Annotated in this window: 17 protein-coding genes; 4 read left to right on the top strand and 13 right to left on the bottom strand. The window is 70.4% G+C overall.

Going from position 1 to position 20,454, the window contains the following annotated elements:
* Positions 1–182: 182 nt before the first annotated feature.
* Positions 183–1,226: a terpene synthase family protein gene (locus ABZ297_RS21735; RefSeq protein ID WP_355348877.1), complete on the top strand. Its 1,044-nt coding sequence runs from the start codon at positions 183–185 to the stop codon at positions 1,224–1,226.
* On the opposite strand, the gene ABZ297_RS21730 is transcribed toward ABZ297_RS21735, so the two are convergent.
* Positions 1,214–2,758 (bottom strand): prenyltransferase/squalene oxidase repeat-containing protein, encoded by a 1,545-nt coding sequence (locus ABZ297_RS21730; RefSeq protein WP_355348874.1) that lies wholly within the window; start codon positions 2,756–2,758, stop codon positions 1,214–1,216. The two genes, ABZ297_RS21735 and ABZ297_RS21730, sit on opposite strands and share 13 nt — an antisense overlap.
* A 56-nt stretch (positions 2,759–2,814) precedes the next feature.
* Positions 2,815–4,182, bottom strand: a complete 1,368-nt coding sequence (locus ABZ297_RS21725; protein WP_355348871.1) for a cytochrome P450 — start codon at positions 4,180–4,182, stop codon at positions 2,815–2,817.
* A 625-nt stretch (positions 4,183–4,807) separates the two neighbouring features.
* On the opposite strand from ABZ297_RS21725, the gene ABZ297_RS21720 reads away from it, so the two are divergent.
* Positions 4,808–5,782 (top strand): polyprenyl synthetase family protein, encoded by a 975-nt coding sequence (locus ABZ297_RS21720; protein WP_355348868.1) that lies wholly within the window; start codon positions 4,808–4,810, stop codon positions 5,780–5,782.
* An 81-nt stretch (positions 5,783–5,863) separates the two neighbouring features.
* Here the strand turns inward: ABZ297_RS21720 and ABZ297_RS21715 are convergent, their stop codons facing one another.
* Genes ABZ297_RS21715 through ABZ297_RS21705 form a run of 3 tightly spaced genes read right to left on the bottom strand, consistent with a single transcriptional unit; the run spans position 5,864 to position 8,930 of the window.
* Entirely contained in the window at positions 5,864–6,793 is a 930-nt protein-coding gene (locus tag ABZ297_RS21715) for an aldo/keto reductase (protein ID WP_355348865.1), read from the bottom strand.
* A 35-nt stretch (positions 6,794–6,828) separates the two neighbouring features.
* Positions 6,829–8,364, bottom strand: coding sequence for an MFS transporter (locus tag ABZ297_RS21710; RefSeq protein ID WP_355348862.1), 1,536 nt, complete (start codon positions 8,362–8,364; stop codon positions 6,829–6,831).
* A complete protein-coding gene (locus ABZ297_RS21705) occupies positions 8,361–8,930 on the bottom strand; it encodes a TetR/AcrR family transcriptional regulator (protein WP_355348859.1) in 570 nt (189 codons plus the stop codon). The genes ABZ297_RS21710 and ABZ297_RS21705 overlap by 4 nt, the downstream gene beginning before the upstream one ends.
* A gap of 124 nt (positions 8,931–9,054) precedes the next feature.
* Between ABZ297_RS21705 and ABZ297_RS21700 the strand changes: the two genes are divergently transcribed.
* The gene (locus tag ABZ297_RS21700) at positions 9,055–9,597 is read left to right on the top strand and encodes a TetR/AcrR family transcriptional regulator (RefSeq protein ID WP_350809934.1); all 543 of its coding nucleotides are present in this window, start codon (positions 9,055–9,057) and stop codon (positions 9,595–9,597) included.
* On the opposite strand, the gene ABZ297_RS21695 is transcribed toward ABZ297_RS21700, so the two are convergent.
* From ABZ297_RS21695 to ABZ297_RS21660, 8 genes are all read right to left on the bottom strand, one after another.
* Positions 9,535–11,013, bottom strand: a complete 1,479-nt coding sequence (locus ABZ297_RS21695; RefSeq protein WP_355348856.1) for a wax ester/triacylglycerol synthase family O-acyltransferase — start codon at positions 11,011–11,013, stop codon at positions 9,535–9,537. The two genes, ABZ297_RS21700 and ABZ297_RS21695, sit on opposite strands and share 63 nt — an antisense overlap.
* Before the next feature lie 144 nt (positions 11,014–11,157).
* Positions 11,158–12,204, bottom strand: coding sequence for a sulfite oxidase (locus ABZ297_RS21690; RefSeq protein ID WP_355348853.1), 1,047 nt, complete (start codon positions 12,202–12,204; stop codon positions 11,158–11,160).
* A gap of 236 nt (positions 12,205–12,440) precedes the next feature.
* Complete coding sequence (locus ABZ297_RS21685) at positions 12,441–13,193, bottom strand: hypothetical protein (RefSeq protein WP_355348852.1); 753 nt, start codon at positions 13,191–13,193, stop codon at positions 12,441–12,443.
* Positions 13,194–13,363: 170 nt separating this feature from the next.
* Positions 13,364–15,043: a DNA polymerase/3'-5' exonuclease PolX gene (gene polX, locus ABZ297_RS21680; RefSeq protein WP_355348849.1), complete on the bottom strand. Its 1,680-nt coding sequence runs from the start codon at positions 15,041–15,043 to the stop codon at positions 13,364–13,366.
* A gap of 142 nt (positions 15,044–15,185) precedes the next feature.
* Positions 15,186–16,580 carry an alkaline phosphatase PhoX gene (locus ABZ297_RS21675; protein WP_355348846.1) on the bottom strand — a complete coding sequence of 465 codons (1,395 nt, stop codon included), beginning with the start codon at positions 16,578–16,580 and terminating at the stop codon, positions 15,186–15,188.
* A 133-nt stretch (positions 16,581–16,713) separates the two neighbouring features.
* Positions 16,714–17,685 (bottom strand): aldo/keto reductase, encoded by a 972-nt coding sequence (locus ABZ297_RS21670; protein ID WP_355348843.1) that lies wholly within the window; start codon positions 17,683–17,685, stop codon positions 16,714–16,716.
* 81 nt (positions 17,686–17,766) lie between these two features.
* The gene (locus ABZ297_RS21665; RefSeq protein ID WP_355348840.1) at positions 17,767–18,804 is read right to left on the bottom strand and encodes a zinc-dependent alcohol dehydrogenase family protein; all 1,038 of its coding nucleotides are present in this window, start codon (positions 18,802–18,804) and stop codon (positions 17,767–17,769) included.
* A gap of 1 nt (position 18,805) precedes the next feature.
* Positions 18,806–19,636, bottom strand: coding sequence for a helix-turn-helix transcriptional regulator (locus tag ABZ297_RS21660; protein ID WP_355348837.1), 831 nt, complete (start codon positions 19,634–19,636; stop codon positions 18,806–18,808).
* A 102-nt stretch (positions 19,637–19,738) separates the two neighbouring features.
* Between ABZ297_RS21660 and ABZ297_RS21655 the strand changes: the two genes are divergently transcribed.
* Positions 19,739–20,446, top strand: a complete 708-nt coding sequence (locus ABZ297_RS21655; RefSeq protein WP_355348834.1) for an SDR family oxidoreductase — start codon at positions 19,739–19,741, stop codon at positions 20,444–20,446.
* Positions 20,447–20,454 lie beyond the last annotated feature (8 nt).

Genomic DNA, 20,454 nt, shown 5'->3' with positions numbered 1-20,454 from the left:
CCCTGTGAAGTCATTTGAATGGCTGACCACCGGGACAAGCAGTGGCATACCGGCGCTGACAACCTGGGAACCTTAGCAAGGCGGGCGATCTTCACTCAAGTTACCGAGTTGCTTTGCGGCGAGTTATACCCTTTTGTCACCAAACTTCGTGGGATAAGATCCAAAACCACTATGCTTAATGGATGAGTGGTCCAAGCCAGCGGGCGTACTTCGACATCCGCAATGACCTCGCCGACAGCCTGCTCAAGGGATCGCACCAGCTGGCAGGCGTCCCTGAACAAGATCGCGGCCTCGTCCTGCGGACCGCGCTCGTCACCGTCACCAAGGCGGCCGAGCTCCTGCGTCCCTATCCGGCCCTGTACGCCGACGGGGAGAGCTCGGCCAGCAGGCTCGCCTTCAGCTGCCTGTCCGCCGCGGCCACCTTCCCGCGCGCGCGTCGCGATCAGATCGCCGACCTCGGGGCGTTGACCACGATCCTGTTCGGCGTCGACGACATCGCCGACAGCATCGCCGGCGAGTGGTCCGAGGACGACTTCGCGGCGTTCTTCGCGGAGTTGCCCGCGATCCTCTCGGGCCGTGCCCCCACGGACACCTCCGACAGCCCGGTGGGCCAGATCTTGACCGCCTGGGAGCAGTGGTGCGCCCGGTTCCATGGCCGCCCGGGCGCCGCAGTCCACCTGCCGCACCTGGCGCGCCAGCTGGAACTCGCGAGCGCGGCCATGGCCCGCGAGCGCGCCTGGGCCGCGGGACGGGAGCCGTGGCCGTCGTACCCGGACTATGTCGCGAACGGAATGCTCACCATCCTCTACCACAGCTGGTGGACGGCCGCCCTCGGCATCTGCGGCCCCACCCCCGCCGACGCCGGGCACTGGGCGTCGATCGAACCGGCTACGCATCTCGGCGCGTCGTGTCTGAGACTGGCCAACGACATCAGGTCGTTCGAGCGGGAGAGGGTCGAGGGCAAGCCCAATGCCGTGAGCATCCTCGAGAGCACGGGCATGAGCACGGAGGCGGCGATCCTGCGGGTCTCCGCTCATATCGATGAGCTCGACGCGGCCTTCGACACCGCGCTCGCGGACCTGCCCACAGAGCTCGCCGAGATCGCGGCAGGGCAGCGCAGGAGCGTGTCGTTCAACGGCCGCTGGTACATGGCCAGGGACACCCACGCGTACACCGTTCAGGAGCTGGCCGGCGACGTGGACTCGCATGACGGTCAGTCCCGCTGAGCCAGGTGCGACGAGGCGATCACCGCGGCGCGGACCACGGCGACCGGCGTGTAGAGATCCTTGTCGTGCCAGAGAGGGGGATGGTCCTGGTTCCCGCCCGGCGAGCGCTTCAGATAGGCGTGGCCCCGCGCGGCGGCCTTTACGCACCGTGGGTCCGTTCGCCACTGGGTCAGCAGCAGGATCTGCATCGCGTAGGCCGTCTCCTCGGCAGTGCCCTCCCAGCGGCCCCAGGAGCCGTCCGGCCGCTGGGTGTCCAGCACCCAATCGACGGCCGCGCGCACCGCACCTGCCGAGGCTGCGCCTCCGAACTCGTCGAGCGCGAGCGCGCAGCTGACCGCGGCGTAGTAAGGGGAGGCGTGCCATCTGTCGGCCCAGCTTCCGTCCGGCTCCTGCCGATCGCGAATCCAGGCCGCCAGCTCGGCGATCGTCCCGGCGTAGCGGGACGCGGCGTCGGGCCTGCACACGACGTACTGGCCGAAGGCGTCGAGCACGTGCGCGTTGACGCTGACCGAGGAGCCCTGCTCGCCGAGCCAGGTGGAGAAGTGCGTGCCCGAGTGGAACGCCCACAGGCTGTCCGGCTCGAGCGGCATGCCGAGCAGCGCCAGAGCGTACAAAGCCACGGAGGTCGAGTCGGCGTCGGCGGGAAGCCCTGGCCCAGCAGGGGTCCCGGCAGGGCCTATGGCCGCCCTGAGGTCCGCTGTCATCTCCGGGGGCACGTCAACCGGCACGTCCGCCCGGATCAGCCAGCTCAACACCCAGCCCCGCTCGAACACCGTGATGGGCAGCCCGACGGGGACCGGGCCGCCGTGGCGACGGGCGACGGCCTCCAGGTGCCCCCGGGCCGGGTTGTGCCCGTCGCGTGCCCCTCGATCTCCCAGCCAGGCGGCGGTGGCCGCGGGCGAGGCGCCGATGGTGCCGATGGCCGTCGGCTGCACCGCCGACGCCCCGCTGGCCGCGGGGCCCGCGATCTCCAGAGCGTGCAGCAGCTTCTCCGGGACGTCTGCCCCTGACTGGATCCACGAGCGGACCAGTTCGAGCGTGTCGTAGCTCATGCCTTCGGGCAGCACCAACGGCACATGCTCGCCCAGGCCATCGAGGTGCCGATTGATGAGGGCCACGAGCGAGGGCACGATGTGCTCGATCGCCGGCATGTCGGGGAGCTCCTGCCCCCCGTCCAGCCAGCCGGCCAGCACGCGCAGGCCGCGGTCCGCGGCCTGCTTGAGGCTGGGATGATCCATGCCGTCGTCGTTCCCGCGCAGCGCCGACAGGATCGCTTCGGTAGCGCTCAGGGTCGGCACCAGTCCGTATCCGTCCGGCGCGCCCCATGAGCCGTCCTCCCGCTGGGAGGCGATCAGATAGTCGATCCGCTCCTGGTGACCGGCCAGCCAGGGAACCAGCGTGACCAGCCGGCCTGTCTCGTAGACCGATGGCGAGACCTGGCCCCAGGGCCTGAACATGAGATCCGCCAGTAACTCGTCCGCGGCCGTGGCGACGTTCTCCGTGCCGGAGGCGGTGATCTCCTCGACGCTCACTCGCACTCCACCGTCCGGCCTGCCTGCCTGATCCGCTTGGTCTCGCTGCGCATGGTCTACCTCATCCGCTGGGTCGGGAGCAGCTTCAGCATCAGCTTCTCCTTCGGACGCACAGACGCGCCCGGTACGGGGGTGAGCCGCTGTGGGTTGGTCAGCACCAGCTCGTACCTGCTCAGCAGATTGGCGATCACGAGCGGGGCCTCGACGTAGAACAGGTGCTGGCCCAGACAGACATGCGGGCCCGCGCCGAAGGGGATGAAGGAGTAGCGGTGACGGCGTTCGTTCCGCTCGGGAGCCCAGCGCTCCGGGTCGAACTCCAGCGGCCGGTCCCAGAACTCCGACAGCCGGTGGGTCGTGTACGGGCTGACGAGCACTTGCGAACCCGCCTTGATCCGGACACCGCCGATCTCCGTGTCCGCCACCGTCTGGCGGGGGATGATCCAGGCCGATGGGTAGACGCGCAGCAGTTCCTGCAGGACCATCCGGAGGTAGGTGAGCTTGGCCACGTCCGCAGAGCGGATCGGGCCGTCGCTCACGACCTGGTCGATCTCCTCCCGTAGCTTGGCGTTGACGTCGGGATGGTCGTGCAGCACGGACCACAGCCAGGTCAGCGACATCGCCGTGGTCTCCGAGGCCGCGCCGTAGATGCTGACCAGGTCGTCGCGCACCTGCCGCAGGTCCGCCTTGCCGTCCTGCTCCATCCTGGCGCTGAGCAGCGCCGAGACGACTTCGTTGCTGCGAGGGCCGTCCCGGTGCGCCTGCTCGATCAACGGGTAGACGATCTCGTCGATCTTCTTCGAGGCCGCCAGGAACGCGCGGTCGCCCGGAACCCGGATGGAGTAGGGGGCGAAGGGAACGAGTAACCGGAAGCCGATCGACGTGGCGCACGTGGCGAACTCGGGTGCGAGCCGCTCGGCGACGTCGCGGGAGATCCGTCCCCCGAAAAGGACTTTGATGACGGCCTGATTGACGATCGTGGTCATCTGGTAGCCGCCGTCGACCAGTCGGCCGGTCCGCGCGTACTCGTCGAGTTCGAGGATGCAGTCGGCGATGATGTCGGCCATGGCGTCGCCCAGCGAGGCGGTGTACCTCGCGGTGAACAGCGGCTGAAGAATCTTCCTGCTGGACTCCCAGGCCTCACCCTCCCCCAGGATGCTCTGACCGATCACGCGCCGCAACGGTCTCCAGAACATGCCCTCGCGCACGAAGTTGGAGGCGTCGGTCTTCAGCACCTGCTGGACGTGGTCCGGGTGGGAGATCAGGTAGGGGCGGAAAGGGCCGATGTCGAGCCGGACGATCCGCCCTCCGGCCTCAGTCCCCATCTTGGCCAGTTCGGTGACCGGGTCTTTCACAAGCCGGGGGATAGCTCGGTAAAAGGGGAGGACTTGGGGCCTGGTCACGGCGGGTTCCGTGGCAACGGACATGACGACGATCCCCCATGCAGATGGGATATGCGGCTGACAAGTCAAGCATCAACTGCCGAAGAGCTCACTCTTCCGACATATGTAACTGTTTACGTTAAGTATCACATGATCGTATATTTCTGATCAAGATGGGGCAGAGGTGATAGATCGCCACTCGGGGGATCGATGGCTGCCCGTGTTGTCGTACGCGACGGACCTGCGCATCCTGTCCGCCTCCTTGGTCACTGGATCCCGCTTACGGGCATCCGCCGCGACCAACCCAGCTGTGCCTCCGTGTCCCCGCTCCCGCGGCCAACCCCGGCCGTGCTGGGGTGCGCGCGTGCCTGACCGGCGAGCGTAGGAAGGGGACTGTCCTGGCTTCACGGGCCGAGGCGCTCCCGAGCGACACGTGAGTCCTCCGCCTCAGCCGTCTCAGGTGACGGACATATCGTGACATTGGTAATGCTAAGAGTGAAGTATTGCATGATCTTGCATGTAGATTCAAGATCGCACTCGGGTAGGAGCACTGTTGAACTTCAGCTATCCGGCGCCCCGGCCAGGCGGCGACACGATCACCCGCTGCCGGCGTCTGCTCGACCCAGCCCTCCGCGACGCAGTCTCGGAGCTGCACCCACAAGGTGCCAGGATGGCGGCGTTCACACTGGGCTGGCTCGACGCCGAGGGCAGGCCGTACGAGGGCGGCGGAGGCAAAGGCCTGCGGCCCGCCATCGCCATGCTCTGCGCCGAGGCGGTCGGAGCGTCCGCCGAGGCCGCGCTTCCGGGGGCGGTGGCCGTGGAACTGGTGCACGCGTTCTCGCTGGTGCACGACGACATCATCGACCTGGACGAGCGGCGGCGGCATCGCGAGGCGCTCTGGAAGGCGTACGGCGTGGGCCCGGCGCTGCTGGTCGGCGACGCGCTGCTGGCGCTGGCGGTCAGTCGGCTGGCGGGCGACGCGGTCGCGATGAGCTATCTCTCCAGGGCGCTGATGGAGCTGGTCCAGGGCCAGATGGAGGACATGGCCTTCGAGACCCGCCCGTGGCGCGGCCCCGACGAGGTGACGGCCTCCGAGTACACGGAGATGGCCGCGGGCAAGACCGGCAGCCTGCTGGGGGCGGCCGCGGCGGCCGGCGTCGTGCTGGGCGGCGCGCCCGAGCTGGCGGAGCGCATGTGGGTGATGGGGCGGGAACTGGGCATTGCGTTCCAGATCGCGGACGACCTGCTCGGCATCTGGGGAGACCCGGCGGTCACCGGCAAACCCGTCCACAGCGATGTGCGGCGCGGCAAGAAGACCCTCCCGGTCCTGGCCGTCCTCGCCGCGGCCGGTCCCTCAGCGGGGGCCGTGGACGGTCAGGACGCGGCCACGCGCGAGCTGTCCGACCTGCTCGCGGGCGGCGGCCTGGCCGCGCGTGAGCTGTCCGACCTGCTCGACTCGGGCGTGCTGGACGACGAGTCGGTGCGGCGGGCGGCCCTGCTGATCGAGGAGGCCGGAGGCAGGAAGGTGGCGCTGGAGCTGGCGAGACGGCATCTGGCGACGGCCATGGAGATCATCGACGAGTGCCTGCCCGGCGCCACCGAACTGCGTGAGCTGTGCCTGGCCGTCATCGACCGCACCCACTGACGGTTCGGCTGCCCGAAACCCAGGACCTCCCCGTGGTCGGGCACGCCCCGACGGTCGGACGCCGGAGGTCCTGGGCGATCGTCAGGAGCGGGAGGCCGCGTCGAGGAGGCCGAGCTCGTCGGCGCTCAGCGTCAGCTCCGCCGCGGCGAGCAGGGGCCGGAGCTGGTCGACGGAGCGGGCGCTGGCGATCGGCGCGGTGACCGTCGGCTGGGCGGCCAGCCAGGCCAGCGCGACGGCCGCCGGCTCGACGTCGTGCGCCGCCGCCAGCTTGAGGAGCGCCTCCACCGTCCGCGGGCCGTGCTTGGTCTCGAGGTACTGGCTCGCCGCGCCCGCCCGCGGGCTGTCGATCGTCACGCCCGGCCGGTACTTGCCCGACAGGAAGCCGCGTGCCAGCGAGTAGTACGGCGTGCTGGACAGCCCCTCCTTGGCCACCACGTCCCGCAGCTCGCCCTCGTAACCGCGCTCCACCAGGTTGTACGGCTGCTGAAGGGCGACGTACCTGGCCAGCCCCTCGTCGTCGGACACCCGCAGCGCCGCCGCCAACCGGTCGGCGGTGTAGTTGGAAGCCCCGACGTAACGGATCTTGCCCTCGCGGATCAGCTCGTCGAAGGCCGCCAGCGACTCAGCGAGCGGCGTGTCCTCGTCGTCGCGGTGCGCCCAGTACAGGTCGATCCGGTCGGTACGGAGCCTGCGCAGCGAGTTCTCCACCGCCGTCCGGATGTTTCGCCGCGACAACCCCTCGAAGCCCTGCAACATGCCGACCTTGGTGGCGAGCACGATCGAGTCGCGGTTGCCGCGCTCGGCCAGCCACTCGCCGATGATGATCTCCGACGTGGACTCGCCGGTGGCCCAGTACGGGTAGACGTCGGCGGTGTCGACGAAGTTTCCGCCGCCCTCCACGTAGGCGTCGAGGACGGCGAACGAGGCCTCCTTGTCGGCGGTCCAGCCGAACACGTTGGTGCCGAGGCATATCGGGAAAACGGACAGGTCCGTGGCGCTTATCGGTCTCACTACGCCATTATCCGTCCGGCCACCACACAGGGCCTTCAGTGGTGGGTTGCCGACAGGTCGAGTTCGCGCGGGGTGAGCAGCCAGATGGCCGCCGCCCCCGCCAGCATCAGCAGCGCCCCCGCCCCGCACGTCACCGCCAGCGAGTCGGTGAACGCCTCTCTGGCCTGCTCGGCCAGCCGCGCGCCCGACGCGCCCAGTTCCGTGGCGACGTCCAGTGCACCCCCGAGCGACTCACGAACGACCGCCGCCGCCGGCCCGCCGTAGTCGAGCCCCGTACGGTAGACCGCCGCGGCCACGCTGCCCAGCACGGCCACGCCGAGTACGCCGCCCAGCTCGTAGCTGGTCTCCTCGATGGCCGCCGCGCTGCCCGACTTCTCGGACGGCGTCCCGGACATGATCACCGCGGAGGCGATCGCCAGCGCGCCCTCACCGAACCCGATCAGCAACAGCGCCACCGCGACCGACGGGTACCCCAGTGGCGCGAGGAACAGCACCAGGAGCCCCAGCCCGGCCACCGCCAGCCCGCCCGCGAGCACCGTGCGGGCGCCGATCCGCGCCGCCAGCGCGGGCGCGAGCGGCGAGGCCACCAGCGCGGCGAGCGCCGCCGGCAGTAGCCGTACGCCCGTCTCGAGCGGCGAGTAGTCCTGCACGAGCTGCATCCACTGCGCCAGCAACAGCAGCATCGCCGCCATCGCGATGGACGTCGCCAGCGCCGCCACCACGCCCGAGCTGAACGGCCCGCTGCGGAACAGCCTGAACTCCAGCAGCGGATCGGGCCTGCGCAGGCAGCGCGCGACGAACCAGCCCAACGCCAGCGCCGCCACCGCCGCGGCCAGCAGCGCCGACGGGTCGGCCAGGCCGTTCTTGCCGACATGCTTGATCGCGTAGACGAGCGCCGCCATGCCGATGATCGACAGGACGGTGCCGAGCGCGTCCCACCGGCCGGGGCGCGGGTTGCGCGACTCGGGCAGCAGGAACACCCCCGCGACGATCGCCACCGCCATCACCGGCACGTTCACCAGGAAGGCCGCGTGCCAGCTGAAGTGCTCCAGGAGGAGCCCGCCCAGGATCGGCCCGAGCGCCGCCCCGACGGCGGCCATCGAGGACCACACGCCCAGTGCGGTCGCCCGCTCGCGCCCATCGGGGAACAGGCTCCGGATCATGGACAGGGTGGACGGCATGATCATGGCGCCGCCCACGCCCAGCAGCGCCCGCAGCGCGATCACCGCCTCCGCGCTGTCCGCCCACAGCACGGCCGCGGAGGCCAGGCCGAACAGCGCGAAGCCGCCGAGCAGCATCTTCTTGCGCCCCCACCGGTCGCCGAGCGCGCTCACCGCGACCAGCAGCCCTGCCAGGACGAGCGCGTACACGTCCACGATCCACAGGAGCTGGATGGCGTCGGGCCGCAGGGCGGCCGAGATCGCGGGCAGCGCGACGTTGAGCACGGTCATGTCCATGACCACCAGCAGCAAGCTCGCCGACAGGACGGCCAGCCCCGCCCACCGCCGCCGGGACGTCACGCCCGCTCCCGGCGCGGGACGGCCGGGCCTGCTCACCTGGCGGCCGTTCACGAGTCACTCCGGTAGGAGGCGCCGTGCAGGAAGGTCTCGATGATCAGCCTGGGCGCGTCGCGCCGGGCGATGTCGCCGCGCCGCAGGCTCTCCCTGACGGCCACGAGCAGCCCGTACACGGTGCTGCTCACCCAGCGCACGGGCAGGTCGGCGCGGAGCAGGCCCGCGCGCTGGGCGGCGGCGAACAGCGCCAGCTCGCGCTCCTCCAGCGCCTCGGCGCGCCGGCCCAGCTCCTCGTGGAGGAGCATCGCGTGGTCGGTGAGACCGAAGCCGTACTCGTCCGCGATCTCGATCAGGCCGGTCAGCAGCGCGGCCAGCGCCCGCTCGATCTCCGGCGGGCTCCCCGAGACCGCCTCTGTCACGCCGGCGGCGAGCTGGACGCGCTCCCACTGGTCGTAGGCGCGCTGGCCGAGCGCGACCATCAGCTCCTCCCGGCTGGTGAAGTGCCGATGCAGGGTGGCCCTGCTGACTCCCACGGCCTCGGCCAGCTCCGCCATCGACGCCGTCGGATCGCGGTTGAGGTGCTGGATCGCCGCGGTCATGAGCTGTTCCCGGCCGACCGCCATCACACACTCCCGTACCATTTGCGACAAATGTGTCGCAAACAATACACGACAGACTCATCGCGTGCACCGGGCTCTCGCCTCGCCGTCATGGCAGGCGCGTCCTGCGGGGGGCTATGGTTCGGCTGTGATCGGTGACGCGCGGACGCGCATCCTGGACGCGGCGGAGGAACTGTTCGCCGGAGGCGGCTACGAGGCCACCCCGACCGCGGTCATCGCCAGGCTCGCCAGTGTGCCCAAGGGCCTGGTCTTCCACTACTTCCCGCGCAAGATCGACGTGCTCGTCGCGCTCGTCGACGAGCGCACCCTGGTCGAGGAGGGGCGCGAGGTCGACGCCGTGCCCGGCGACCCCGCCGGCACGCTGTCCCGGCTGGCGCGCGGCCTGCCGCTGCGGGCCTCGCCCGCGATGCGGCGCATCCTGTTCCGCGAGGCCGACACGCACGGCTCGGTCAAGGAGCGGCTCGGCCGGCTCAACGGCGAGCTGATCAGGCGGGCCAGGTTCGCGCTGGAACTGGCGCTGCCCGGCGCGCGGGGCGACGCGGCCAGGCTGGAGGTGGCGGCGGCCACGTTCGCCGCAGTGCTGCTCTACCAGGAGAACCTGTGCCAGCTAACGGGCCATCAGATCGACCCCGACGCGGTCGCGGAACTCATCGCTCACTCGCTCGTCTAGCAGCTCGTCCAGGGCCGTCCGCATGTGCTTGAGCAGGCTCCAGACGTCGTCCATGCGCTCGGGGCAGGCCACGACGCCGAAGTCCAGCATGCCGTCGTAGGAGAAGCAGGTGATGTTGACGCCGCCGCTCAGGTCGGTCAGCACCGACATCGGGTAGTACGACAGGATCCGTGCGCCGCACAGGTACAGCGGGAACTGCGGCCCCGGGACGTTGCTGATGATCAGGTTGATCGGCGGGAACGCCACTGACGCCAGCCGGAACAGCGCCGGCGTGGCCAGCGTGGTGACCGGGGCGGGCAGCACCGAGCACAGCTCGGACAGCCAGCTCGCGGGGGCCAGCGCGAAACGGCGCTTGGCCGCCCTCATCGTCGCGCCCACGGCCTGGAGGCGCTCCTTGGCGTCGCTGAGGTTGGTGGGCATCGGGGCGACCATCGCCGAGATCTGGTTGCCGACCACCTCCCTGGCGCTGCCCGTGCGCACCGCCACCGGGACGGCGACGATCAGCGGCTCGTCGGGCAGCGCGTCGCGCTCCTCCAGCCACGAGCGCAGCGCCGACGTGCACAGCGCCATCACGACGTCGTTGGCGCTCATGCCGTTGGCCTTGGCGACCGCCTTGACGTCCTTGAGTGAGAGCGAGCCGAACGACACATGACGGCCGGCGCTGATGGGCCCGTTGAACGGGGTGCGCGGAACCTTCAGGCCGGGCACCTCGGGCCGCCGGTGCCGGTCGCCGCTGGCGCGCCTGACCGCCTTGGCGATCAGGCGTGAACCGGGCAGGCCGGCGGCCAGCGGGATCGCGTCCAGGTCGCCCGCCGCCCTGAGGAGGGACCGCACCGCGCTCACGGGCTGCGCCGCCGCCCGGACGGCCGCGCCCGCCAGCATCCCGGCCACCCCCGGCACCTTCTGGTCGCTGACCGTGCGGGGAGGCCCGAGGCGGCACGAGTCGGGTGACAGGTCGAGGAGCGCGGCGAGCGTCTCGGCCCCCGACACGCCGTCGATGGCGGCGTGGTGGACCTTCGTGTACACCGCCACCCGGCCCCCGGCCAGCCCGTTGATCAGGTGCATCTCCCACAGCGGGTGGGCGCGGTCGAGCCTGCGCGCGTGGATGCGGGCCACCGCGTCGGCGAGGTGCCAGTCGTCGCCAGGGCTGGGCAGCGTGCTCTCGAACAGATGGTTGGCGAGGTCGAAGTCGGGGTCGGCGGCCCAGTAGGGACGGTCGAGGCCGAGCGGCACCTCCGCCAGCCGGAGGCTGAGCGCCGGCGACAGGTGGAGGCGGTCCAGCAGAAGGTCGGCGAGCGCCTGCCTGGTGATCAAGCCGTCGGACGAGTCGAGGATCGCCAGCCCCGCCACATGGGCGGCAGTGGTCGCGGACTCGACGTTGAGGAACTGCGCGTCGAGCGCGGTCAGCTGGCGCATCTCGTCTCCTCTTTCCCTAGAGTACGGACAGGATCACATACGGCGATTTCCGAAACGTTTCCGCGAGAGTCTTTCAGATGAATTCGGCCGCCTCTGACATTGATTCAGCGAAAGTGCAGCTCAGCCTGGAAGGGTGACAATTTCCTATCCGCCGACAACGGTAATGGGGTGTTGCACGACAGCGCCGAAGCAGTAACCGAGCGGATGTCGCGGGGCCGCCAGCGGCTGTGTCGCGCCGCTCTCGTCGGTGGCCCTGGCCATCAGGACGACGGGCCCCGGACGGCGCGGAGCCCACCCGACGTGCCACCGGATCCAGGCGTTGACCAGGGGTCTTCCCTGCAGCTCCGCCCTCTTCCAGGTGTGCCCGCCGTCGACGCTGACCTCCACCCTGACGACCCGCCCGCGTCCGGACCACGACCTGCCACGCAGGACGTGACGCGCCCCCGCCTTTAACACGGCGCCCCAGGGGAGCTCGAAAGCGCTCTTCACCGGCTGCGTCGTGACCTCGCGGTAAAAGACCGTGTTCCACGGCGTGGCCAGTTCACGGGTGGCGACCTCGATATCACCGAGCCATTTGATCGACGCAACTCCCACCCATCCCGGCACCACCAGCCGCACCGGAAATCCGTGGTCGGGCGGAAGGGGGCGCCCGTTCATTTCATGGGCGACGAGGACGTCGCCCAGGGCCTTCTCCACGGGCAGCGGCCTGCGGACGTGCCCGTAGTCCTCGAACGGCGCGTCGAGGCCCGTCGGGAGGACGTCCACCGCCTCGGGCCGGAGCCCGGCCTGTTCGAGCAGGTACCGCAGCGGCACCCCGCGCCAGCGCGCCACCCCCACCGCGCCCAGCCCCCACTGGGTGCCCGGCGTGGGTGCGTGCTGCTGGGTCGCGTAGAACCGGCGGCCGTTGCCCGCGCACTCGATCGCCACGTCCATGGTTCTGGACGGCATGGAACGGAGCTCGTCGTAGCTGTACGCGCCCGGATGCCGGATGCCGGGGCCATGCAACCGCAGCCGCCAGGTACCGGCATCGATCAGCGGAGTGAAGGTGTGGTTCCTCACGAAGAACCGGTCGTTGGGGGTGTGGAACCCCTGCCCTGCCATGGCCTCCCAGCGCATCTCCGCGCTGCCGTCATGCAGGGTGAACAGGCTGTCGGGCAGCGGCTTGACGATGGTGGCGAGAGCTTGCCCCATGACGACACCTCCTTAATGACTATTTCCTACCGGGAAACCATTTAATCGTGACTCTCTGCTTATCTCCAGATCCTCGCCGCTACTTCATGCCCATTATTCGCGACGAACGCACGTCCGGCGAAGGACCCCGCTCCCGGACGAAGACCCCATGCGAAAGGGGGAGAACCGGCCTACCAGGTGATACGCCGGAAAGGCGGGCCGGTCGGCCAGACCTCGCAGGGAGGTGCGCACCTCCATCATGACCGTCTGTTGGTGACCATCGAGGCGAAACTTTCGCCGGCGTTGAGGCGATCGATCAGTTCGAGCAAGCCATCCCTGTCGCCGTTGCTCCGCAGCCAGCGGCTGACCCCGCAGGCCGCCTTGGCGTACGTGGACACGTCCGCGCCCGCCGCGTGCAGCCACTGGTCCAGGGTGACGGGCAGAGCGGTGCCCGGCTCCGCGAGGCAGCGGTCGGGGGCGGACGGCGGGGCGAGGTAGCGGCGGTCGTCGGAGACCACCACCGCCAGCCCCTCGTCGAACCACTGCGGGACCTCGACCCCCGACGCGAGCCGGGCATGTAGCTCGACATGGGACATCTCGTGCGAGGCGATCACCGCGTCGACGCCCCTCGGAGAGAGCATCACCGATCGGTCGAGTACGGCGATGCCACGCTCCCGGCCGCCGCCGATGTGCCGGTAGCACTCGTCGGTCACGCACACGAGCAGCCGGGGAGAGCTCCGCCTGGAGCCGTAGAAGCCGGCGACCCGCTCGGTGGCCGCCTCCGTCACCTGGGCGACCTGGGACCGTTGCCCAGCCGACAGGCCCTCCTCGGTGTAGACGCCGGGCCGCAGCTCGGTGAGGCCGTAGCAGCCGGGGCACGTCGTCGCGGCGACGGACGGATAGGCCACCGCCACCCCGGCCACCCCGGCGACGAGCAGCACGGCCAGCGCCGCGAGAACCCGCGCCCAGATCTTCCTCGCCCCTGCCTTACCGCCGCGCCCCTCGGGCATCGCCGACCTCCTTCGTCTGTGTGACAACGGCCGCGAACACTCTCCCGCGATTCCGGGTCCGGCACATCGGCCCACGGGTGGTCATTCCCTGGGTTGAGCTACAGAGGGCGCCTCGCCCGCCCGCGTCCACCCATGAGCAGGGCACGCCATGCGCGCCCGGCCGGTGGTGGTCAGCGGCCGAGGAAGGCGAGGAGCCGGTCGAGGGGCCAGGTGTTGATGACGTCCTCGGCGGTCAGCCAGGCCCGCTGGGCGACGCCGACGCCGAAGCGCTGGTTCGCCAGGTGCGGGATGGCGTGGGAGTCGCTGTCGATGGAGAACTTCACCCCGTGGTGTTTGGCCAGCCGTACCAGGTCGGACGGCAGGTCGGAGCGGTCGGGGAAGGAGTCGATCTCCATGGCGGTGCCCGTGCGGGCGGCGGCGCGGAAGACGGCGTCCCAGTCGGCGTCGACCGGAGAGCGCTTGCCGATCTTGCGAGTGGTCGGATGGCCGATGATGTCCACGTACGGGTTCTCGCAGGCGGTGATGAACCGGCGGGTCATCTCGTCGCGGGACATGCTGAAATGCGAGTGCACCGACGCGACGCACACGTCGAACCCGCGCAGGACCTCGCCGGGCCAGTCGACTGACCCATCGGGGGCGATGTTCAGCTCGGTGCCGTGCAGGATCCGCATGTCGGGATATTTCCGTTGCAGCGCCTGCACCTGCCCGCGCTGGTCGAGCGCCTTGTCCAAGGTCATGCGCTGCATCGCCAGGTCGGGGGCGTGGTCGGTGACCGCGTAGTACGCGTAGCCGCGGGCGCACCCGGCCGCCACCATGTCCTCCAGAGAGGCGATGCCGTCGGTCAGGTTGGTGTGCGTGTGCAGGTCGCCCTTGAGGTCGTCGAGCCGCACCAACTCGGGCAGCTCGCCGCGGAGCGCCGCCTGCACCTCACCGCCGTCCTCGCGCAACGGCGGCGGGACGAACTGCATGCCCAGCGCGGCGTAGATGTCCTCCTCCGACTCGGCGGCGATCACCCGCTCGCCCTCGAACAGCCCGTACTCCGACAGCTTCCAGCCCTTCTTCACCGCCATCTCACGGATCGCGACGTTGTGCTCCTTCGAGCCGGTGAAGTACTGCATGGCCGCGCCCCACGACGCGGCGGGCACCACACGCAGGTCGACCTGGATGCCGGACGTGGTGCGCACCGACGTCTTCTTCTCGCCCGCCGCGATCACCTCGGACACGTACGGCTGGGCGCGGAACCCGGCCATGATCGACTCGTCGGCCACGGCCAGGATGTCGATGTCGCCGATCGTGTCCTTCATCCGCCGCAGCGAGCCCGCGTACGCCATGCGCTCGGCGCTCAACGACGCCATCACCTGCTCGGCCAGCGCCATCGCGACGCCGGTGTGCACCCTGCGGCCCGACTGCTCGAGCTGCTCGACGCCCTTGAGCAGGTTCGCGAGGGTCTTCGGGCCGAGCCCCTTGACGCCGTCGAGCCGCCCCGACGAGATCGCCTCGGCCAGCGCCGCGGGGGAGTCGACGCCGAAGTCCTCGAAAAGCATGATCGCCGTCTTCGGGCCCAGCGTCGGCACCCGCGTCAGCCGCCGGACCCCCTCGGGGACGCGCCCACGCAGGTCGTCGAGCTGGCGGAAGCTGCCGCGTTGCAGGAACTCCTCCATCTTCTTGGCGATCGCCTCACCGACGCCGGGGACGCTTCGCACGTCCACCACCGAGATGTCCTCGGGGAACCCGGCGATCGCCTTGGCCGCCTTCTGGTAGCTCCGCACCCGGAACGCATCGCCCCCGGTCAGCGCGAACAGCTCCGCATACTCCTGGAGAGCGGTGGCCGCCTCCTCATTAGCCCGCATGCTCCCACCTTAGAGTTCTCCTCTGACAGTCTGCGGTGGGTGTGCCGCGCACGACGTGGAAGGCGGGCGCGCCCGCGGGCAGTGTGCCGCGGGCGCCGAAGAGCGGCGTGGCCCGTCGGGTCGAGCCCGAAGGGGAGGAGCGTCAGTCCGCGGCGTTGCTGGGACGGCGCCAGGGGCCGGTGATCGCGAAGACGTAACCCGGCGTCTGGATGTTGGCGAACAGGATCGAGCCGTCGGCGTTGAAGGTGGGCCCGGTGAACTCGCTGTCGTTGAGCTCGTTGCGCGCCAGCGGGTACGGGTTGCCCTGCTTGGTGACGCCCACCAGGTGGCTGAGGCCCTCGCCGTCCTCGGCCAGGATGAGCCCGCCGTCAGGGGAGACCGTGATGTTGTCGGGGCCGTCGTAGTCGGTGTCCTTGGAGGGGTCGGGGTTGACGCCGAAGATGGTCGTGAGCGTGATCGACTCGGTGCGCGGGTCGTAGAACCACACCTGGCCGTCGTGCTCGTTGACGCTGCCGTCGCTGGAGCGGGCGTAGCTGGCGACGAAGTAGGCGCCGCCGTCGCCCCAGTAGGCGCCCTCCAGCTTGCGCGAGCGGGTCACCTGGTCGTCGGTGAACTGCGAGCGCACGGAGACGGTGCGGGCGTCGCGGTCGGGGACGTCCACCCAGCGCACCTTGTACCTGGTGCCGGGCTTGGTCGCCTCGGACAGGTCGGCGATGTGCCGGCTGCCGTGGAAGCAGCTCATCGCCTGCAGCTGCCCCGCCGTGTTGCCGCCCACGGACGTGGCGAGCTCGCGCAGCGCGCCCCTGCCGCCGGTGAAGCCCTTCGGCGGGGTCCAGCGGAAGTACAGCCCGTGGGGGCCGTTGGCGTCCTCGGTCAGGTAGATCGTCGAGGTGCGGGGGTCGACCGCCACGGCCTCGTGCGAGTAGCGGCCCAGGAACTTCAGCGGCACCGGGTTCTGGTTGGCCTGCTGGTCGAAGGCGTCGACCTCGAAGACGTATCCGTGGTCCTTCTGGTAGCGGCCGCCCGCCCGCTGCTCGGTCTCCTCGCAGGTCAGCCAGGTGTTCCAGGGGGTCCTGCCGCCCGCGCAGTTGTTGTGCGTGCCCGCCAGGCTCACGTACTCCTTGATCCGGTTGCCGTGCGCGTCGACCTCGATGTTGGTCGTGCCGCCGCCCGCGCCGGGGTCGTAGGTCAGCCCGGGCAGGGCGGGCACCCGGAACGGCTCGCCGCCGCCGATCTCGTGGTTGTTGACCAGCGTCGCGCCAGTACGGCTGGTGAAGCAGGCGGTGCCGTCGGCGTCGCTGGGCGTCGGCTCCCCGCTCTCCAGCAGCGTCTTGCCCGCCTGCGCGACGACCTTGTACGAGAATCCGGAGGGCAGGGCGAGCAGCCCGGCCGGGTCGGCGACGAGCGGCCCGTACCCGGCGACCGCGCGGGTGGCGGCCCGGGCGACTCCCGGCCCGGCGATCGCTTCGACACTGCCTGCGAGTGCGATGCCGAGACCTCCGGCAGCGCTGAGGAAACCACGACGTGACACTGACATGGGGCATCGTCTCCAGTTCAGAACGCTTACACCAGCCGACCCAAGTGTGCCCGGGAAACGTCCCCGACGTCTGCTTCTGACCGCCGGGTGAACCCGCGGCGAATTCCCGAGCCGCCTCCGCCGCGGGCGAGCGTCAGAAGCGGACCTCGCGCGCCCGGTACGGCTCGGCCAGGTACGACAGTTCCTTGTCCGACAGGGTGACGCTCACCGCGGCGACCGCGTCGTCGACGTGGCGGTCCTTGGAGGCGCCGACGATGGGGGCGGTGATCGTCGGCTGGTGCAGCAGCCAGGCCAGCGCGATCTGGGCCGCGGGCAGTTCGCGCTCGCGGGCCACCTCGGCCAGCCGGTCCACGATGATCTGGTCGTTGCCGGGTTCGTAGAGGAAGTCGATGCGGCCGTCGGAGCCCGTCCTGGTGGTCGTGGTGACGGACGAGCCCGCCCGGGCCAGGATGCCGCGCGCCAGCGGGCTCCACGGGATCACGCCCACGCCCTGGTCGGCGCAGAGCGGGAGCATCTCGCGCTCCTCCTCGCGGTAGAGGAGGTTGTAGTGGTTCTGCATCGAGACGAACCTGGTCCAGCCGTTCGCCTCGGCCACGTGCTGGGCCTTGGAGAACTGCCACGCCCACATGCTGGACGCCCCGATGTAGCGGGCCTTGCCCGACCTGACCACCTCATGCAGGGCCTCCATGGTCTCCTCGATGGGCGTCTCGTCGTCCCAGCGATGGATCTGGTAGAGGTCCACGTAGTCGGTGCCGAGCCGGTCAAGGGAGGCGTCGATCGCGGCGTGGATGTGCTTGCGTGACAGCCCCCGGTCGTTGACGCCCCTGCCCATCGGGAAGAACACCTTGGTCGCCAGCACGTAGTCCTCGCGCCGGGGGAAGATCCGGCGCAGCACGTCGCCCGTCACGACCTCGCTGGCGCCGGCGCTGTAGACGTCGGCCGTGTCGAAGAAGGTCACGCCGGCGTCCGCCGCGCGCCGGATGACCGGCTCCGCCTGGTCCTCCGGAAGGGCCCATTGCTGCTTGGACGGGTCGCCGAAGCTCATCATGCCGAGGCAGATGCGGGAGACCTTCAGGCCGGTGTCACCAAGACGCGTGTAATCCATGCGGCCCACACTATGACCCGTTCTGTCGCGAAGTGGAGTGCTTCCCGGCGCACGCCCGCGAGGCCGGTCTGGCGACTGTGCTCAGAGCGGCAGGCGAGGAGCGATCATCGTCACTCCCGGAACCGAGCCGATGGAGGCCAGCGCCTTGCCCGCGTCGGCCAGCCCGATCGTCCTGGTGACGAGCTGGTCGGGGTGGAGGATGCCGGCCCTGATCATCTCCAGCATCGGCGGGTAGGCGTGCGCGGCCATGCCGTGGCTGCCGAGCAGTCGCAGCTCCTGGCCGATCACCCGGCTCATCGGCACCGCCGTCGACCCGCCGGGCAGCAGCCCCACCTGGACGTGCCGCCCCTGGCGGCGCAGGCTCTCGATGGACGCGGCGCACGTCCGGGGGCTGCCCAGAGCGTCGATCGAGACGTGCGCGCCACCCCGGGTCAGCTCCCTGACCTGGGCCGCAGCGTCGCCCGCCGAGCCGTTGACGAAGTGCGTGGCGCCCGCCTGCTCGGCCAGGCGCAGCGCGTCGGAGCTGATGTCGACGGCCACCACGCGCGCTCCGGCGGCCGTGGCGATCATCACAGCCGACAGCCCGACCCCGCCGCAGCCGTGCACGGCCACCCACTCGCCCGGCCGCACCTCGCCGACCTGCGCCACGGCGCGGAAGGCGGTCGCGAAGCGGCAGCCGAGCCCGGCGGCGGTGACGTAGGCCATGTCCTCGGGGATCGCGATCAGGTTGACGTCGGCGTGGTTTACGGCCACGAGCTCGGCGAACGACCCCCAGTGGGTGAAGCCGGGCTGGGTCTGCCGCTCGCACACCTGCTGCTGGCCGGTGGCGCACGCCGGGCAGGACCCGCACGCGCAGACGAACGGGACGGTCACCCGGGCGCCAGGCTGCCAGTCGCGCACCTCCGAGCCGACCGCCTCGACCACGCCCGCCAGCTCGTGCCCGGGGACGTGGGGGAGCACACGGATGTCGGGGTCGTGGCCCTGCCAGCCATGCCAGTCGCTACGGCATAGGCCGGTGGCCTCGACCCTGATCACCGCTCCGTGCGGCGCCGGAGTCGGGTCGGGCAGCTCGCGCAGGTCGAGCTCTCCACCGAAGATGTCAAAGGCTACGGCTCGCATCTCATGAGCTTAGGGTCAACTGCCGCAGCTCGCGCAAGGCCTGGTGGGAGGGGGAGCCCGGCTCCGTCGTGTAGAGGACGAGCCGCAGGTCGTCGCGGTCGGGCACGGGCAGCACCTGGCAGATCGCGTCGATCGTGCCGACCAGCGGGTGGACGATCCGCTTGCGCTGGTCCCTGCGGATCCCGACCTCGTGCCTGGCCCACAGCTCGGCGAACTCGGGGCTGAGCGCGAGCATCTCGGTGACCAGCGCCTGGATCCCCGGGTCGTCCGGGTAACGGCCGGCGGCCGCGCGCAGGTCCGCGATCGAGGCGCGGGCGAAGCGGCTCCTCGCCTCGTCGCTGAGGCGCTCGGCGAGGTCGGGGGAGCGGAACACCCAGCGGATGACGTTGCGGTCGTCGAGCGGCTGGGCGTCGAGGTCGCCCATGAGCACGCTGGCCAGCGGGTTCCAGGCGAGGATGTCGTACCTGGCGTCGAGCACGTAGGCCGGCACCTCTTCCAGGAACGCGATCAGGTGCAGCATCCTGTCGGGCACGTCGCTGGTGCGCCTGCTCGTCTCCACCGGCTGGCCCGCGAGGTGGAACAGGTGGGCGCGCTCGTCCTGGCTGAGCATGAGCGCCCTGGCCAGCGCGTTGAGCACCTGCCGCGACGGGTGCGGGCCTCTGCCCTGCTCCAGCCGGATGTAGTAGTCGATCGACATGCCGGCGAGCTGGGCGACCTCCTGCCGGCGCAGCCCCGGCGTGCGACGGCGGTCGCCTTCGGGCAGGCCCACCTCCCTGGGCGTGACGCGGGAGCGCCTGCTGCGGAGGAATTCCGCCAGTTCAACGCGGTTCATAGGTACATCTTCTGGCATGTCGCCGTGGCGTGGGTGGTACCGCTGATCCCAGCTTCGGGAGGTCTCTCCCGCTCCGGCGCGGCTCCGGCCAGCGTTGGACCCATGACGACAGCTCTCATCACAGGCGCCAACAAGGGAATCGGCTTCGAGATCGCGCGGCTGCTCGGCGAGCGGGGCATCACCGCCGTCGTCGGCGCGCGGGACGAGGAACGCGGCCGGGCCGCCGCCGCCAAGCTCGGCCAGCCGTTCGTGCGGCTCGACGTGACGGACGTGGAGAGCGTCCACGCCGCCGCCAAGTGCCTGGAGGAGGAGTACGGCACGCTCGACATCCTGGTGAACAACGCGGGGATCACGGGCGGGCAGCAGGACCCGAGGCCCAGCGCGACCCCGGCCGACAAGATGCGGGAGGTCTACGAGACCAACGTGTTCGGCGTGGTCTCGGTGACCAACGCGATGCTGCCGCTGCTGCGCAGGTCACCGGCGGGCCGGATCGTGAACATGTCGAGCGAGCTGGGCTCGCTGAGCATGGCCGTCGACCCGGAGAGCCCGTTCTGGCCGCACACCTACCTGGCCTACAACTCGTCCAAGTCGGCGCTCAACATGGTCACGGTGGCCTACGCCAAGGAGCTCATGGACACCCCGATCAAGGTGAACGCCGCCAATCCCGGCTACTGCGCCACCGACCTGAACGCGCACACCGGCTTCCGCACCGCCGAGCAGGGAGCCCAGATCGCGGTGCGGCTCGCCACCCTCGACGCCGACGGCCCGACCGGCGCCTACCTCCAGGACGACGGTCCCGTGAGCTGGTGAGGTGTTAT

This window comes from Nonomuraea sp. NPDC005983 (assembly GCF_040614375.1).
In the GTDB taxonomy this organism is placed as follows: Bacteria; Actinomycetota; Actinomycetes; order Streptosporangiales; family Streptosporangiaceae; genus Nonomuraea.
The sequence above is the reverse complement of the archived record's forward strand: the minus strand, read 5'-3'. Positions and strand labels throughout refer to the sequence as shown.

What these genes read in the sequence shown, in the direction of transcription:
- ABZ297_RS21660 (WP_355348837.1), bottom strand. Translation starts at nt 19,636, where the DNA reads ATGAACCGCGTTGAACTGGCGGAATTCCTCCGCAGCAGGCGCTCCCGC.
- ABZ297_RS21665 (WP_355348840.1), bottom strand. Translation starts at nt 18,804, where the DNA reads ATGCGAGCCGTAGCCTTTGACATCTTCGGTGGAGAGCTCGACCTGCGC.
- ABZ297_RS21705 (WP_355348859.1), bottom strand. Translation starts at nt 8,930, where the DNA reads ATGGCGGTCGGCCGGGAACAGCTCATGACCGCGGCGATCCAGCACCTC.
- ABZ297_RS21695 (WP_355348856.1), bottom strand. Translation starts at nt 11,013, where the DNA reads ATGCGCCAGCTGACCGCGCTCGACGCGCAGTTCCTCAACGTCGAGTCC.
- ABZ297_RS21655 (WP_355348834.1), top strand. Translation starts at nt 19,739, where the DNA reads ATGACGACAGCTCTCATCACAGGCGCCAACAAGGGAATCGGCTTCGAG.
- ABZ297_RS21690 (WP_355348853.1), bottom strand. Translation starts at nt 12,204, where the DNA reads ATGGGGCAAGCTCTCGCCACCATCGTCAAGCCGCTGCCCGACAGCCTG.
- ABZ297_RS21675 (WP_355348846.1), bottom strand. Translation starts at nt 16,580, where the DNA reads ATGTCAGTGTCACGTCGTGGTTTCCTCAGCGCTGCCGGAGGTCTCGGC.
- polX (WP_355348849.1), bottom strand. Translation starts at nt 15,043, where the DNA reads ATGCGGGCTAATGAGGAGGCGGCCACCGCTCTCCAGGAGTATGCGGAG.
- ABZ297_RS21670 (WP_355348843.1), bottom strand. Translation starts at nt 17,685, where the DNA reads ATGGATTACACGCGTCTTGGTGACACCGGCCTGAAGGTCTCCCGCATC.
- ABZ297_RS21735 (WP_355348877.1), top strand. Translation starts at nt 183, where the DNA reads ATGAGTGGTCCAAGCCAGCGGGCGTACTTCGACATCCGCAATGACCTC.
- ABZ297_RS21725 (WP_355348871.1), bottom strand. Translation starts at nt 4,182, where the DNA reads ATGTCCGTTGCCACGGAACCCGCCGTGACCAGGCCCCAAGTCCTCCCC.
- ABZ297_RS21685 (WP_355348852.1), bottom strand. Translation starts at nt 13,193, where the DNA reads ATGCCCGAGGGGCGCGGCGGTAAGGCAGGGGCGAGGAAGATCTGGGCG.
- ABZ297_RS21720 (WP_355348868.1), top strand. Translation starts at nt 4,808, where the DNA reads ATGGCGGCGTTCACACTGGGCTGGCTCGACGCCGAGGGCAGGCCGTAC.